General features: G+C 48.8%; 14 protein-coding genes. 9 read left to right on the top strand and 5 right to left on the bottom strand.

What is annotated here, in order from left to right; genetic code table 11:
• Positions 1-190 precede the first annotated feature (190 nt).
• The 3 genes from ACP7H9_RS10075 to ACP7H9_RS10085 all read right to left on the bottom strand — a co-directional run bounded on the left by ACP7H9_RS10075 (position 191) and on the right by ACP7H9_RS10085 (position 1,727).
• Entirely contained in the window at positions 191-472 is a 282-nt protein-coding gene (locus tag ACP7H9_RS10075; RefSeq protein WP_011233848.1) for an addiction module antidote protein, read from the bottom strand.
• A complete protein-coding gene (locus ACP7H9_RS10080; RefSeq protein WP_114981924.1) occupies positions 447-773 on the bottom strand; it encodes a type II toxin-antitoxin system RelE/ParE family toxin in 327 nt (108 codons plus the stop codon). Before ACP7H9_RS10080 ends, ACP7H9_RS10075 begins: the two co-directional genes overlap by 26 nt.
• Before the next feature lie 204 nt (positions 774-977).
• On the bottom strand, positions 978-1,727 hold the full coding sequence (locus ACP7H9_RS10085) for a 3',5'-cyclic-nucleotide phosphodiesterase (protein WP_439222704.1): 750 nt from the start codon (positions 1,725-1,727) through the stop codon (positions 978-980).
• 67 nt (positions 1,728-1,794) lie between these two features.
• Between ACP7H9_RS10085 and ACP7H9_RS10090 the strand changes: the two genes are divergently transcribed.
• From ACP7H9_RS10090 to ACP7H9_RS10115, 6 genes are all read left to right on the top strand, one after another.
• The gene (locus ACP7H9_RS10090) at positions 1,795-2,427 is read left to right on the top strand and encodes a DUF998 domain-containing protein (RefSeq protein WP_439222705.1); all 633 of its coding nucleotides are present in this window, start codon (positions 1,795-1,797) and stop codon (positions 2,425-2,427) included.
• Entirely contained in the window at positions 2,420-4,669 is a 2,250-nt protein-coding gene (locus ACP7H9_RS10095; protein ID WP_439222706.1) for a heavy metal translocating P-type ATPase, read from the top strand. The genes ACP7H9_RS10090 and ACP7H9_RS10095 overlap by 8 nt, the downstream gene beginning before the upstream one ends.
• Positions 4,670-4,689: 20 nt before the next feature.
• A complete protein-coding gene (gene murI, locus ACP7H9_RS10100; protein ID WP_114981928.1) occupies positions 4,690-5,436 on the top strand; it encodes a glutamate racemase in 747 nt (248 codons plus the stop codon).
• 418 nt (positions 5,437-5,854) lie between these two features.
• Positions 5,855-6,154, top strand: a complete 300-nt coding sequence (locus ACP7H9_RS10105; RefSeq protein WP_114981929.1) for a type II toxin-antitoxin system HigB family toxin — start codon at positions 5,855-5,857, stop codon at positions 6,152-6,154.
• Positions 6,155-6,164: 10 nt separating this feature from the next.
• Positions 6,165-6,542, top strand: a complete 378-nt coding sequence (locus ACP7H9_RS10110; RefSeq protein WP_034818354.1) for a helix-turn-helix domain-containing protein — start codon at positions 6,165-6,167, stop codon at positions 6,540-6,542.
• Positions 6,543-6,794: 252 nt separating this feature from the next.
• Positions 6,795-8,483 carry an NAD-dependent malic enzyme gene (locus ACP7H9_RS10115; protein WP_114981930.1) on the top strand — a complete coding sequence of 563 codons (1,689 nt, stop codon included), beginning with the start codon at positions 6,795-6,797 and terminating at the stop codon, positions 8,481-8,483.
• Here the strand turns inward: ACP7H9_RS10115 and ACP7H9_RS10120 are convergent.
• Positions 8,480-9,631, bottom strand: a complete 1,152-nt coding sequence (locus tag ACP7H9_RS10120; protein ID WP_011233855.1) for a trans-sulfuration enzyme family protein — start codon at positions 9,629-9,631, stop codon at positions 8,480-8,482. The genes ACP7H9_RS10115 and ACP7H9_RS10120 overlap by 4 nt on opposite strands.
• A gap of 85 nt (positions 9,632-9,716) precedes the next feature.
• On the opposite strand from ACP7H9_RS10120, the gene azu reads away from it, so the two are divergent.
• From azu to ACP7H9_RS10135, 3 genes are all read left to right on the top strand, one after another.
• Positions 9,717-10,166 carry an azurin gene (gene azu / locus ACP7H9_RS10125; protein WP_114981932.1) on the top strand — a complete coding sequence of 150 codons (450 nt, stop codon included), beginning with the start codon at positions 9,717-9,719 and terminating at the stop codon, positions 10,164-10,166.
• A gap of 88 nt (positions 10,167-10,254) precedes the next feature.
• A complete protein-coding gene (locus ACP7H9_RS10130) occupies positions 10,255-11,298 on the top strand; it encodes an efflux RND transporter periplasmic adaptor subunit (protein ID WP_114981933.1) in 1,044 nt (347 codons plus the stop codon).
• Positions 11,298-14,405 (top strand): efflux RND transporter permease subunit, encoded by a 3,108-nt coding sequence (locus ACP7H9_RS10135; protein ID WP_114981934.1) that lies wholly within the window; start codon positions 11,298-11,300, stop codon positions 14,403-14,405. The genes ACP7H9_RS10130 and ACP7H9_RS10135 overlap by 1 nt, the downstream gene beginning before the upstream one ends.
• A gap of 33 nt (positions 14,406-14,438) precedes the next feature.
• On the opposite strand, the gene ACP7H9_RS10140 is transcribed toward ACP7H9_RS10135, so the two are convergent.
• Positions 14,439-14,894 carry a TerB family tellurite resistance protein gene (locus ACP7H9_RS10140; protein ID WP_439222707.1) on the bottom strand — a complete coding sequence of 152 codons (456 nt, stop codon included), beginning with the start codon at positions 14,892-14,894 and terminating at the stop codon, positions 14,439-14,441.
• Positions 14,895-14,901: the final 7 nt, after the last annotated feature.

Raw genomic sequence — 14,901 nt, forward strand, 5'->3', positions numbered from 1 at the left:
GCTTGACGAAGGCCATCCATGGCCTTCGACACTCCTGCAGCAGAAAGCCCACGGGTTTGATGCCTCTTGCAGCTCGCGCTGCACACCTCCTCAATAGTCCCTGCAACCGTTGGGCGCTCGCTATCCTGCTATCCATGGTATCTCACCTGATGTGAACATCTGGTTCGCGACGTGTAGCCAGGCGTTTACGTCAGGTGCTGGCTGTTATTTTTATGCCTAGAGCTTTAGTAACAGCCAGTACACTTTTAAGGGTTGGGTTGCCTTTTTCACTGAATGAACGGTATAGCTGCTCTCTGGATAGCCCAGTTTTTTGGGCTAATTCTGTCATACCTTTTGTTCTTGCCGCTATGCCAATAGCATTGGCAATGTAGCCTGCGTCTTCTGTTTCCAAAGCATCGGCAACGAATGCCGCTACAGACTCGGCGTCGTTCAAATAAGAGGCCGCATCAAACCTTCTGAAAGTCGTTGCCATTGTTGTTGCTCCAATATTCGTAAAGTATGTGTGCTTTTTTAATGTCCCTGCTTTGGCTTTTTTTATCGCCTCCGGCGAGTAACAAAATGAGCACACCCTGATCTTCATAAAAATAAACTCGGTAGCCGGAACCAAAGTGCATTCTTAATTCGCTTAGCCCATGACCAATAGGCTTCACGTCACAGGAGCTTCCTTCTATTAATCGATTAATATGCGAAATAATTCGGCCTTTGATTGTTTGATCTTTTATACCTGACAACCATTGGTGAAATTTATTTGATTCATATATTGATAAGCTCATTGTAGTTTTTAAAATACACTTTAGCAAATAAGATGGGTAAATTAGCAGAGCGGCGGAAGCTGGTATGTAAGCTGAGGATTTGAAGTAACGTAGGTGTTTAATGTTTCTGTAGCCTGACGTTTACGTCAGGAACGATATCTCACCTGACATAAATGTCAGGCTACGAAATCGCATAGGTCAGGTGACGAAACCGCAAGTATCCGATTACAACACCACCGTATTTTTATGCGGTGGGTTGGCTGCTAAGGTTGCGCGCAGGACTTTTTCGTTACTGGGTTTTAAGTGGGTTACCCAAAGCTCAGCGGGTTGTTGTTCCAGGCTATTCAGGGCGCTTTGCAGCAGGGCCGGGGTCATGTGCTTGGTTTTTTCTGCAACATGCAGTAACTCGTCGGGAAAAGCGCATTCCAGCATTAGGGTGTCGATATGTCCTAAGCGGTTAAGCTGTTCGGTCAGCTGCTTGCCGGCAATGGTATCGGCGGCAAAAACAAAGTGTTTGCCCTGATCTTTTACGCTGTAACCCACTGTCGGCACGCTATGCTCTACAGCAAAAGCTTTAATTTCCATGCCTTCAAGCTCTATGCACTCACCCGGATGAATTTCTTTAAACCGCAATATCGCTTCAGCACCTTCTGTCATAGTGCTTAATTCAGGCCAGATATCGCCGTTAAAAATATTGTTTTGCAGCTTTTCCAGAGTGTGAGCCTGTGCGTAAACCGTAACAGGTAAGTGCTCACTTCCGTATTGGTTGCCTAAAAACGTAGGCAAAGCGGCAATGTGATCCATATGAGAATGGGTCAGAAACACATGTCGAACCTGCTGCATCTGAGCCAGGCTCAGTTGATTCAGACCGGTGCCGGCGTCAATCAGAATGTTATGATTGAGCTGGATGCAGGTGGAGCCGCCTTTATTGTCGCCACTGAGTCCGCCGCTGCAGCCAAGCACTTGAATATTCACAATCTGTTCCCATCTTGGTTTACACTGTAGTGAAAGATTATCACATTAATACAGCCGAGGAGGCTACATGGAAAACACACCGACGAAAAGCTCTCCCGTTATGCCACAACTCATTATTCTGACCTTATTTTGGGTTGGTCTGCAATTGGTTGCCACCTGGGTAAAAGACGACTTTTCTCATGTAAGCCAGTATATAAGCGAAATTAATGCCACTGGCAGTACTGCCGCTGGCGCGTTTGGCTGGGTCGGTTTTATTCCACTGGCGATGGTTTCTTTCGGTGTACTACTAACTGCGCGTCCGCATTTACGCGTTAAAGGCATTAGCCATATTGGCTGGAGTCTTCTATTTTTCTACCCTGTGGCTTACCTCGGTGCGGCACTGGCACCTTGCGATTTAGGCTGTCCGACGGATGGTTCCAGTTCACAGGCATTACATAATGTTATTAGCATGGTCAGTTACTTCGGTTTTGCTCTGGGTGCTCTTTTACTGACCTTTACGCCGAAAACCACCTGGCCGGTGCGCTGTGCTTTTGTTCTTTTGTCGGTAATTATCGCCTTAGGTTTTGTGCTAATGATTAACCCCGAATTGGCAAAAGTACGCGGCGCGATACAGCGTTATATTGGCGTGGCACAACTGGTGGTTTTCTGGCTGCTGTTGTGGCTTAAACCGGCAGAAGCCGACGGAGGCAGTAATGAGTAATTCGGTTCGTTTAAGTGTGGAAGGCATGAGCTGTGGCTCGTGCGCCAGTCGTGTAGACAAGGCATTAAATGGCTTAGACGGCGTTGAAGATGCGTCGGTAAATTTGGCGTCGGATAGTGCGGAAGTGACTTATTCTGAAAAGCTGTCAGTGAACGATTTAGTTCAGGCTGTGAAAAATGCGGGCTACGATGCCCATGAAGTGATTGATCGCGACAAGCAAATGCGCGAACAGCGTGAGCAACAGGCAAAGGAAATGCGTACGTTAAAAGGCCAGTTATGGCTTTCGACTTTGCTGACGTTGCCGGTGTTTATATTGGCCATGGGCAACCATATGCTGCCGGTGTTTTCCGAGTGGGTACATAACTCACTGGGTTTACAAACCAGCTGGTGGATACAGTTAGTGCTTACTACCCTGGTATTGGCGGTTCCCGGCGCTCGCTTTTATAAATTGGGAGTTCCTGCGCTATTCCGGGGCGCACCGGATATGAACTCTTTGGTTGCACTGGGCGCTACGGCGGCCTGGGGCTATTCGGTGGTGGCAACGGTTTTCCCAACCTGGTTACCAAGTGAGTCAGTGAACGTTTACTTTGAAGCTTCAGCCGTTATTGTCACGCTGATTCTGGCTGGACGTTTCATGGAAGCACGGGCTAAAAGCCACACCTCGGACGCGATTCAGCGACTGATGAGTCTGCAAAGCAAAACCGCACGTGTGGTGCGGGACGGTGAGGTGACCGAAGTCGATATTGCTGAACTGGGTAAAGGCGATAAAATTGAAGTACGTCCGGGTGAACGTATTGCCCTGGATGGCGAAGTGTCTTCCGGCGACAGTTATGTCAATGAGGCTATGATAACTGGTGAAGCTGAACCGGTGCATAAGCAGAAAGAAGACAAAGTCGTTGGCGGAACGCTGAACGAAAAAGGCACTCTGCGTTTTAAAGTGACGGCAACCGGCGAGGGAACCGTGCTGGCGCAGATCATCCGTATGGTTGAGCAGGCGCAGGGCAGTAAATTGCCGATTCAGGACACGGTGAACCGCATTACCTTGTGGTTTGTTCCAGCGGTGATGCTGGCGGCCTTACTGACCTTTGTGGTGTGGTACTTTGCGGCGAGTGAGTCAGCGCTTACTTTTGCGTTGGTTAATGCCGTCGCGGTTTTGATTATTGCCTGCCCTTGTGCCATGGGACTGGCGACGCCAACCTCAATTATGGTGGGTACCGGCCGCGGTGCGGAAATGGGCGTGTTATTCCGTCAGGGCAGTGCTTTGCAGGCGTTACAGCAGTCTAAAGGCGTTATCTTTGATAAAACGGGTACGCTGACCGAAGGCAAACCGACTATTACAGAGTGGATTACCCTAAGCGAGTTTGACGGAAAAGAGGTGCTGACATTAGCGGCTTCGGTTGAAGCTAAATCCGAGCATCCTACAGCAGAAGCTCTGGTGAATTACGCCAAAGAGCAGGACATTAAAATTAGCGAGCCTGAGAGATTTGAGGCTATTTCAGGTTTGGGTGCCACGGGTAAAGTAGACAGTAAAACGCTTTACATTGGTACTAGCGAGCTAATGCGGGACAACAATATTGCGCTGGATGCTGAGCCTGCGGATGCTAAAACATGGTCAGAGAGTGGACGCACCCCGATTTATGTCGCAATCGACGGTAAGCTGGCGGCTGTATTTACTCAGGATGACCCCATAAAAGCCAGTGCCAAAGAATTGATTAAGCGCCTGCACGCCGACGGCCTCAAAACCGCCATGGTAACCGGTGACGCTGAGTCTACTGCAAAACGTATTGCCAAAGAACTGGGTATTGACGAAGTGGTTGCCAATGTAAAACCCGATGGCAAAGTGGATGCCGTTAAGCGTCTGAAAAAACAATGGGGGCAGGTCATATTTGTGGGTGACGGTATAAACGACGCACCGGCACTGGCCTCTGCAGACGTAGGTTTTGCTATTGGCACTGGTACGGATGTGGCGATTGAATCTGCCGATGTGGTGCTGATGTCGGACAACCTGACTGTTGTGCAACAGGCTTTTGCGTTGTCTGAAGCCACCATGCGCAACATTCGCCAGAATTTATTCTGGGCTTTTGCTTATAATACCGCGCTAATTCCTGTTGCCGCAGGCGTACTGTATCCGTTTTTCGGTATTCTGCTGTCGCCAATGCTGGCCGCGGGGGCCATGGCATTGTCCAGTGTGTTCGTGATAACTAACGCGCTGCGCCTTAAAACTGTAAATTTGGAAAAGTAAACTGCAAGGAATAGACGGGCATGAAAGTCGGAGTTTTTGATAGCGGTGTCGGTGGTTTAACTGTGGCGCGGTCACTACAACAAAGTGGTTGTTTCAGCGAGCTGCTGTATTACGGAGACACAGCCCGGGTGCCTTACGGTAGCAAGGACAGCAACACCGTTACGCGCTATGCGCTGGAGGCGGTAGAGTTTTTTAACGGCGCCGATGTGGATTGTCTGGTAGTGGCCTGTAACACGGTGAGTGTGACCGCTCTGGAACAAATGCAGAAATTTTCCAATAAACCGGTGTACGGCGTGCTGGAACCCGGTGTCATGGCGCTGGAACAACTGCAGGGTATTGATACCAGCGCCCGGGTGTTAGTTATAGCCACTCGCTCGACGATAAACTCCGGTGCTTATCAGCAGCAGATACAGGCTTTAGGTTACAACCAGGTAAACGCTATGGCCACGCCGTTGTTTGTGCCTATTGTCGAAGAAGAGTTGTACGACGGCCCGATACTGCAGGAAACCTTTAAGCATTATTTTGGCAAGCTTGAAAAGCCCGACGTGGTGCTGCTGGGTTGTACGCATTTTCCGCTAATAGCCGAGAGCATTTCTGCGTATTTCAACGGTGCCAAAACGATTCATTCCGGCGAAGCCATGCTGGCCTGGCTAAAACAACATCTGGACTTAAGCGCCCAGTTTGACACTACGCCACTGCACATCATAGCCACCGAAAATGTCGACGCCGTCAAACGCACCGCCACCCGCTGGGGCCTGAAGCTCTAGCCCCGGGGACAGGCTTTGCCGGCAATTCGGCTGAGAAAAGAACTCGTGGCTTGAGGAGACGCTACAAGTTCATCCATGAACGCTTGACGAAGGCCATCCATGGCCTTCGACACTCCTCAAGCCACGAGTTCTTTCCTTTATCGCCTTTTGCCGCCAAAGCCTGCCCCTGGGAATCATCTGAGTAAGACGCTGTAACCCCTTAAGCACTCGTATTTCGTGTTTCCTATAATGTAATAACATCAAGCTACACCTCGTAGCCCATTACTTCTTATGCCTCTTTAATCCTTCTCTTATTTTCTTCTTGTGAAATGTAGCTACTCTCAATAGATAAAAAGGTTTATTTCCCGTATCGGGAATTTAATTGACAAAACTTCTTTTTTTCCCATAATGGGAAATCAGGTTAGGGATAACTAGGTTCATGAGAATTGTATCAAGGGCAACTCTTCGCGAGTTTTGGGAAAAGCCTAGCTACAGGGATGCAGAGCAACCTTTAAAAGCGTGGTTCGATGAAGCTCGATATGCGTCATGGGAAAAGCCCCAGGATATAAAAGAGCAATACCGGCATGCGAGTTTTATAGCTAATAATCGGGTTGTGTTTAATATCCACGGTAACAAGTACCGGCTTGTTGTCGCGATGAAGTATGAGTTCTCGATGATTTACATTCGTTTCGTTGGTACGCATAAGCAATACGACGCAATTGATGCAGAAACAATTTAGAGGTGAGGGTATGAATATAAAGCCCATAAAAACAGCTGAGGATCATCAGCGTGCACTGGCTCGTATTAATGAGCTTTGGGATGCTGAACCCAACACAGAAGCGGCTGATGAACTTGATATTCTGGTGACTTTGGTCGAAGCGTATGAAGAAGCGAAGTATAAAATCGATGCGCCCGATCCTGTGGAAGCGATTAAATTCAGAATGGATCAGGAGGGTCTGAAAGATTCTGACTTGGTGCCATTTTTAGGTCAGAGGAGTCGGGTTAGTGAGGTTTTAAATCGGAAACGGCGTTTAACGCTGCCTATGATTCGACGACTCCATAGCGGCTTACATATACCTCTGGAATGCCTGGTTATGGATTACGAACTAGATCGAACTGAAGCTTGATGAGCGGTTGTTAAGGCGCATGTAAGCGTTACGGGTGTTGAAGGGCTTTATGTCAGAGTGTCGAAGGCCATGGATGGCCTTCGTCAAGCGTTCATGGATGAACTTGCAGCGTCTCTGGCATAAAGCCCTTCAACGCTCCAGCGAAACATGCGCCTTAACAGCCGCTTCCTCCCAAGCCCAGCGAAACATGTGAATCGCAGCCGCGTTTTGCTATGATATTCGTATTACTTTGGCTTTCAGGAGTTTGTACTTATGCCGCAGACGCAGCGTCCGCTTTATATTCCGTATTCTGGCCCTAATTTGTTGGAAACCCCTTTATTGAATAAGGGCAGTGCCTTCAGTAAGGAAGAGCGCGCCGCGTTTAACCTGACGGGTTTGTTACCGCCACGCTATGAGAGTATTGAAGAGCAGGCCGAACGGGCTTACATGCAGTACCGGAGCTTTGAAACGCCCATTAACAAGCATATTTATCTGCGCGCTATTCAGGACAACAACGAAACTCTGTTCTATCGCTTGCTGACGGATCATCTGGAAGAGATGATGCCGATTATCTACACCCCGACTGTGGGTGATGCCTGTGAGAAATTTTCTGACATTTACCGCAGCTCACGTGGTTTGTTTATTTCCTATTCTGAACGTGACCAGATAGACGATATTCTGCGCAATGCGACGAAGCAGAAGGTTAAGGTCATTGTTGTTACCGATGGTGAACGAATTCTGGGCTTAGGTGATCAGGGTATTGGTGGCATGGGTATTCCTATAGGAAAGCTTTCTCTGTACACCGCTTGCGGCGGCATTAGCCCGGCGTATACGCTGCCGGTGATGCTGGATGTTGGTACCAATAACGAAAAACTTCTGGAAGACCCAATGTATATGGGAGCCCGCCATAAGCGTATTGAACAGGACGAGTATGATGAGTTCCTGGACAAATTTATAAAAGCGGTGACCAGACGCTGGCCGGGCGTGATGCTTCAGTTTGAGGACTTTGCTCAACCTAATGCCATGCCCTTATTGCGTCGTTATCGTGATGAAGTCTGCTGCTTTAATGATGACATTCAAGGCACCGCGTCTGTGACTGTGGGCACCTTGCTGGCAGCTTGCCGTCAAAAAGGTAAAAAGCTTAGCGAACAGAAGGTGGTGTTTGTTGGAGCTGGCTCTGCGGGCTGCGGTATTGCAGAACAGATTATGATTCAGATGACCGCCGAGGGCTTAACTGAAGAACAAGCGAAGCAACAAATTTTCATGGTAGATCGCTTTGGTCTGGTCATGGACACCATGGATGGTTTGCGTGACTTCCAGCAGGCGCTGGCGCAGAAAACCAATGATTTAAACGCCTGGGAATACAGCGGTGAGTATCCGTCGCTGCTGGATGTGATGCATTGTGCTGAGCCTGATATTTTAATTGGTGTGTCTGGTCAGGCGGGGCTATTTACCGAGCAAGTTATTTCGACTATGGCCAAAAATGTTGATCGCCCCATTATTTTCCCACTGAGCAACCCCTCCAAACATGTGGAAGCGCACCCGGCGGATGTACTGAAGTGGAGTGAGGGTAAAGCCATTGTCGCAACCGGAAGCCCTTTTGGTGAAGTTGAGTATGACGGCCGTATATACCCAATAGCGCAGTGTAACAACAGCTATATCTTCCCGGGCATTGGTCTTGGGGTGTTAGCGGTTAAATCCGAACGGGTTAGCGATGAAATGCTGCGTGTAGCAAGTAAGACACTGGCTAATGCGTCACCCAGCGCTAATGGTAAAGGCGAAGCCTTGTTGCCAGCTTTTAACGACTTAACTCAGTTAAGCAAAGACATTGCTTTTGCGGTGGGTAAAGTGGCGCAGCAGGAAGGTTTAGCGCTGGAAATTGATGACGACACGCTGCGTGAGCGCATCGACAACAATTTCTGGAAACCGGAATATCGCTTCTACAAGCGCGTAAGTATTTAAGAATGCGCTAAATCGATGGCCTGCTGTAAATCGTTCAGCAGGTCATCGGCGTTTTCAATGCCTACCGATAAACGCAATAAATCCAGCGGTACCGGTGTGTCTGGTCCTTCAATGCTGGCGCGATGCTCAATCAGACTTTCTACGCCGCCTAATGATGTAGCGCGGTGCCAGAGCTGAGTTTTTGCGGCAACGGCAATTGCAGCTTTTTCGCCACCGGCTAAGCGAATAGACAGCATACCGCCGAAACCGCCTTGCATTTGCTTAACGGCTATCTCGTGGCCGACAAAACTTTTCAGGCCGGGATACAATACTTCAATAACCTGTGGGTGCTGCTCCAGTTGCTCGGCAATATATAAGGCACTTTGGCAACTTTCCCGTACCCTTAAAAATAACGTGCGCATGCCACGCAAGAGTTGTGCTGCGTCTTGTGGCCCCGGTACGGCTCCGGACTGGGCTCGAATAGCCACTAAGCGTTGCCAGAACGCGTTATCTTCACGAGCCGCCAGTGCGCCGGAAATAACATCTGAGTGGCCGTTAAGGTATTTGGTGGCGGAGTGCATAACAATATCGGCGCCAAGATCCAGTGGCTTGGTCAGCAGGGGGGTTGCCACTGTGGAATCTATTGCAAGCAGAGATCCGCAATTGCGAGCCATATCAGCTACGGCGGCAATATCAGTTACTGTCCACAGAGGGTTACCCGGCGTTTCCAGCCAAATAAGCGTAGGTTGTCTTTCAGCAATCGCGTCGCGTAATTCATTTAAATTGGTGGTATCCACAAACCGAACATCCAGCCCGCTATCGACGCCAAAAGTTTGCAGCCATTTGCGCAAAGCCCAGTACATCACTTTTGGCGCAATGACCTTATCGCCGGGTTTTAATGCCTGAAAAACGGCGGTAGCGGCAGCCATGCCCGAGGCGAACAGGCGTGCATCTGCCGCATTTTCTAACTCTGCTAATAGCTTTTCGGCAGGACGATAAGTGGGATTGTCAGCCCTTGAATACACCCGTCCGCTGCGATATTGATTGTCGTCATCACGCAGATAAGTCGTTGATGTGTATACTGGAGGGATAATTACTCCATTTTCGTTGTCAGAGTGACTACCACCCTGAGCAAGGAGTGATTGCGGCGAAAAAGGACGTTTCGTCATATAAATTCTCGTTAAAGTAATCTCAATGCGAGATATCACGTATATAAGAAAGGAATCATTTCATACTAACCGAAGAGGTATTGCAATGCGTTACATAATTTCCGCACTACTGGGTTCTATGCTGTTTGTCGCAAACGCCGCGCAGGCGAACGAATGTGAGCTCTCCATAGATAGCAATGACAACATGAGATTTGATACAAAAGAGATGTCCGTACCAGCTAGCTGTGACGAAGTAACAGTAACCCTGCATCACACAGGTAAACTGGATAAAAAAGTGATGGGTCATAACTGGGTACTGAGTGAAGCTGGCGACATGCAGTCTGTTGTACAACAAGGTATGTCAGCAGGTATGGATAACAACTATGTGCCAGATTCTGATGCCGTAATTGCTGCAACGGATGTTGTTGGTGGTGGTGAGCAAACGTCAGTGACGTTTTCAACAGAAGGTATGAGTGCAGACACTGATTATAAATTCTTCTGCACCTTCCCTGGCCACTCAGCAATTATGCAAGGCAGCTTTGCGATTAAAGAGTAACTTTCGCAACATTGCTTAACCGCAAATTGACTAGTAATAACTGCAGCCTACGTGGCTGCAGTTTTTTTTGGAGCTCCATTTGACCGTTATGAAGTTTTTACTCATTACCTTAGTGTTTTTGTTCTCGCTACAAAGTGAAACGAGCCAGGCACAACAATTTGGATCGCGCGAAGCGCTGGTTTTAGCGCAACAAGTTACTTTTGAGCGTGAGCGTAACCGGGTAGAAGCAGTTGGTACGGCTGAAGCTGTGCGCTCCATTACCATTTATCCTGCTGTTGGCGACAGAGTCGTGGCGGTAAATTTTAAGCCTGGCGACAAAGTTGAGAAAGACGAGTTATTGGTCGAGCTGGATGCCCGTCGTCAGCAAGTGGCTGTAGAACAAGCACAAATTAACTTACGCGATGCAGAGCGTACGGTAGAACGTTTACGAACCAGCCGTGAACAGGGAGCTGTGCCCCAGTCCGAGTTAGACAACGCTATTTTATTAAGAGATTTAGCCCGGGTAGAACTGGATAACGCTAAAATTGAACTGGAAGACCGTTTTATCCGTGCGCCTTTTACCGGGATTATTGGTATTACTGACGTTGAAGTTGGTGACCGCATTGATCAACAAACGGCTATCGCAACCTTAGATGACCGTTCAACCTTATTAATTGATTTTCGTATTCCTGAAGCAGCGGTTTCCCTGTTGCAGGACGGAGCAGAACTTAAAGTAGAGCCCTGGCGCTATTCGGGCACTCCGGTAACCGCCGAAATTATTGAACTGGATTCTCGTATTAACGCCACCACCCGTATGTACAGAGCCCGTGCTGAAATTAATAATGACAGCGACGATTTCCTTCCGGGAACCAGTTTCAGAACGGCTATAGAACTTGCCGGTGAAGAGTTTGCTTCAATACCCGAAGCGGCGTTGTCCTGGGGGGTTAATAATCCTTTCGTCTGGGTTATTGAAGATGACAAAGCGCATCGGATTGATGTGCAAATAGAGCAACGTCTGGCAGGCCGTGTGTTAGTTTCAGGCGATATTCAACGTGATGATATATTGATAGTTGAAGGTGTTCAAAGCTTGCGAGAAGGCCAACCAGTAACCTTTGACAGAGCCACCCTCGATACGCAAGAGGCGGTTGAATAATGTCAGATCAGCAACTGAATAACCAGCAGGATGCGAACGACTTACCTTCGGTCTCCATTCGTCGTCCGGTACTGATTGTTGTTCTCAATGTTCTTATTGCCATAGCCGGTCTGGCCGCGCTCATGGGTGTTGAAGTACGTGAACTGCCGGATGTCGACAGGCCTGTTGTTGGTGTGAGTGCGACACTTCCGGGTGGCGCACCAGAAACGGTGGACGCCGAGGTTACCAGTATTCTGGAAGGCGCGGCGGCTCGTGTTTCTGGCGTGGAATCTATCCAGTCTTCGAGTGAAGAAAATAGCGCGCGTATTTCAATTGAATTCCGTCCCGGAGTTGATTTAGACGTGGTTGCGGCAGAAGTCCGTGAAGCGGTTAACCAAGTGCGTCGCGAGCTCCCCGACGATGTCGAACAAATTAATGTACAGAAAGCAGACAGCGATGCGCGCTCCGTTCTGGATATTGCAGTTAGCAGCTATACTCTGACGCAGGAGGAGCTCACGCGTCGCCTGGAAACCGACTTATCGCCGGCATTTTTGGCTATAAATGGTGTTGCCGATGTGCGCCTGAACGGCGACCGGGAACGCGTACTGCGGGTGGATCTTGACCCCCTTAAGCTTGTGAGCTTTGGTTTATCGGTAACAGATGTAGCCGATGCGTTGCGGCTGGCGCCTTTTGACGTGCCGGCTGGAAGTTTACGTTCGACCGACCAGCGATTAATTATACGAGCTGATGCGACAGCTATTACCGAAGATCAAGTTGAGAACATAATTGTCCGTGACGACACGCGTATTGGTGATGTCGCTCAGGCTTATTTTGCACCGGCTGATGCCGGTAGTTTTGTTCGCCTTGACGGTAAACCCGTTGTCGGTTTGGGGGTAATACGTCAGGCGGGCTCTAATACCATCGAAATTTCTGATCAGGCGTTAGCGGTACTCGAACGCCTGCGTGAGCGCTTTCCTGATATGGAAATGCGCATCACCAACGATGATGCGCAGTTTATTCGTACCTCGGTAGCTGAAGTGGTGACCACTCTTGCCATTACTATTGTTCTGGTTGTGGCTACTCTATGGGTCTTCATTGGTTCATTCCGCGCGACTATTATTCCTGCGTTCTCTATTCCGGTTGCGCTGTTCGGCGCTATTGCTGCTATTTGGCTGATGGGCTTTTCCATTAACATTCTGACCTTGCTGGCATTGGTATTGGCAACCGGTCTGATAGTGGATGATGCCATTGTTGTTACTGAGAATATTCAACGCCGCCGCAGCATGGGGCTTGGCAGCCGTGCAGCAGCGGTATTAGCGACACGCGAGGTGTTTTTTGCGGTAGTGGCAACGACGGCGGTGTTGGTTGCGGTTTTCGTTCCTATTGCGTTTTTACCTTCAACAGCCGGGCGTTTATTCCGCGAGTTTGGCGGTGTGCTTGCGGCGGCAGTGGTCATTTCTTCTTTTGTTGCCTTGTCTCTGGTTCCGGCCTTTACCGCTCGTTTGCCTAAATCGGCCGGGCAGAATAACCGATTTGCGGGAATCGGCAACGCCTTTAAGCGGTTCTATAAACGAACGTTGCACAAAGCCCTCGATTTTAGCTGGGTTGTGGTGGTTTTGTCTTTGTTATCTGCTGGTGGCGGCGCGCTGCTTTACAATGAAATTGACAGCGAACTTATGCCCAATGAAGACCGCGGAGCGGTTCGGGTATTTTCGCGCGGACCTGACGGTGTGGGTCTGAAGTTTATGGATCGCCAGGCACGAAAACTGGAAGAAATTTTGCTGGAGTATAAAGAAAGTGGTGACATAGAGTCGATTTACACTGTTGTTGGTCAGTGGGACCCGAACCTAGTTTTTATTACAGCAAACCTCAAACCCTGGGAAGAACGAGATATTAGCCAACAGGAAATTATTAATAATATCCGGGAGCCGTTAAGTCAGGTTCCGGGTGCACCGGGACAGGCCTTTGGTGACAATAGCCTGAACTTGCGAGGTCAGGGGGGCGGCCTGGAAATGGCTATTACCGGCGAAAATTATGACGAGATCTTTAAGGTTGCTCGTGAATTTACCGCCATTATTAAAGAACGTATGCCTGATTTGGGTAACATTAATGTCTCCTATCAACCGACGCAGCCGCAGTTGAGGGTTAAAATTGACCGTCGTCGAGCCGCGGAGCTGGGGGTATCATTAAATGATATATCCGCAACTTTACGTGCTGCCATTAACGGCGATGACGTAGCCGACTTAAACGTGGGAGACCAGCAAATTCCGGTTATGCTGCGCACCCGTAATAATTTAATTCAGTCGCCACAGGACATGCAGAACCTCTATGTATCGTCCAGCAGCGGTGATTTGGTTCCTATTTCCAGTGTTTCCGAAATTATTGAAGAAGGCGTGTCAGCAGAGCTTGAGCGTCAAGCACAGCGGCGGGCGATAGAAGTAGATGTGCAATTGCCTGATGACATGCCTATGTCAGACGTTGTTGACCAGTTGCGGACTATAGCCGGAGAAGTTTTGCCTGATAGTATGGGGCTGGTCTTTTTAGGGGAAGCCGCAACATTTGAAGACACCTCGCAGGAAATTGCTATGACTTATATTCTGGCGTTCCTGATTGTCTTGCTGGTACTCGCCGCTCAGTTTGAGTCATTAAACAGTGCAGTGGTCGTTATGCTGACCGTGCCTTTCGGCATTGCCGCAGCTATTTACGCCTTATTCCTGACCGGCACTTCACTGAACATTTATTCTCAAATTGGATTAGTGATGCTGATAGGTCTGCTGGCGAAAAACTCTGTATTGTTGGTAGAGTTTGCTGACCAGTTGCGGGACCGTGGATTAGCGGTTAGGGAGGCGATAGAAGAGGCGTCATTGATACGTTTACGGCCTATTATGATGACACTGGTATCCACGGTTTTGGGTGGCTTACCGCTTATTCTGTCTTCTGGTGCGGGCGCTGAAGCACGTAACTCAATTGGTTGGGTTGTATTTGGTGGTTTAGGGCTGGCAACTCTGTTTACGCTTTACCTGACCCCAGTACTCTATTTGTGGTTAGCGCGTTTCACTAAGCCGCGTGCCGATGAAGCCGCTCGTCTGGAAAGTGAAATGGAAGCGGCGAGAGAAAGCGGCCATTAAAATGGCCGCTGACCGAGCTTTTAATCGTCGACCTTAGGAATCCATGACTTTTAATTTGGTTCGAATATAGTCAGCGTGACTAATGTAGAGTAAGTCTGCCAGCTTGCGCAACATGCTTTCCTCATAAGGGGCAAGCTCGCCATCAGCGTAGGCAACTACCCATAAACTTTCCAATAGCTCAACGCGCTTTTCGTAAGCGAGAGCTTTTAGCTGAGCGGTAAACTCGTACAGCGAAGCGGCTTCTTTTACTGTTTTTACGGCTTTTCTAATAGCGTTTTCTGCTTGCTCATCCGTAATGTCATATTCGTGCTCAAGCTCATGTAAGAGGTGCTGGCGTTCCTCGTCCGACAACGTACCGTCGGCAAGACTTATTTCAGTCATTAATACCAGTGAAAGGAATGCATCGTCTGTCATACCTTCTGCCTTATTCAGGCTGGCCTGTTCAGCGGCAGTATTGTTTTGAAAAAAGTTTTGCAGAGCTTTAAGCATACAACAT

Origin of the sequence: Idiomarina sp. ST20R2A10 (assembly GCF_051842345.1) — a bacterium.
Classification (GTDB): Bacteria; Pseudomonadota; Gammaproteobacteria; order Enterobacterales; family Alteromonadaceae; genus Idiomarina; species Idiomarina loihiensis.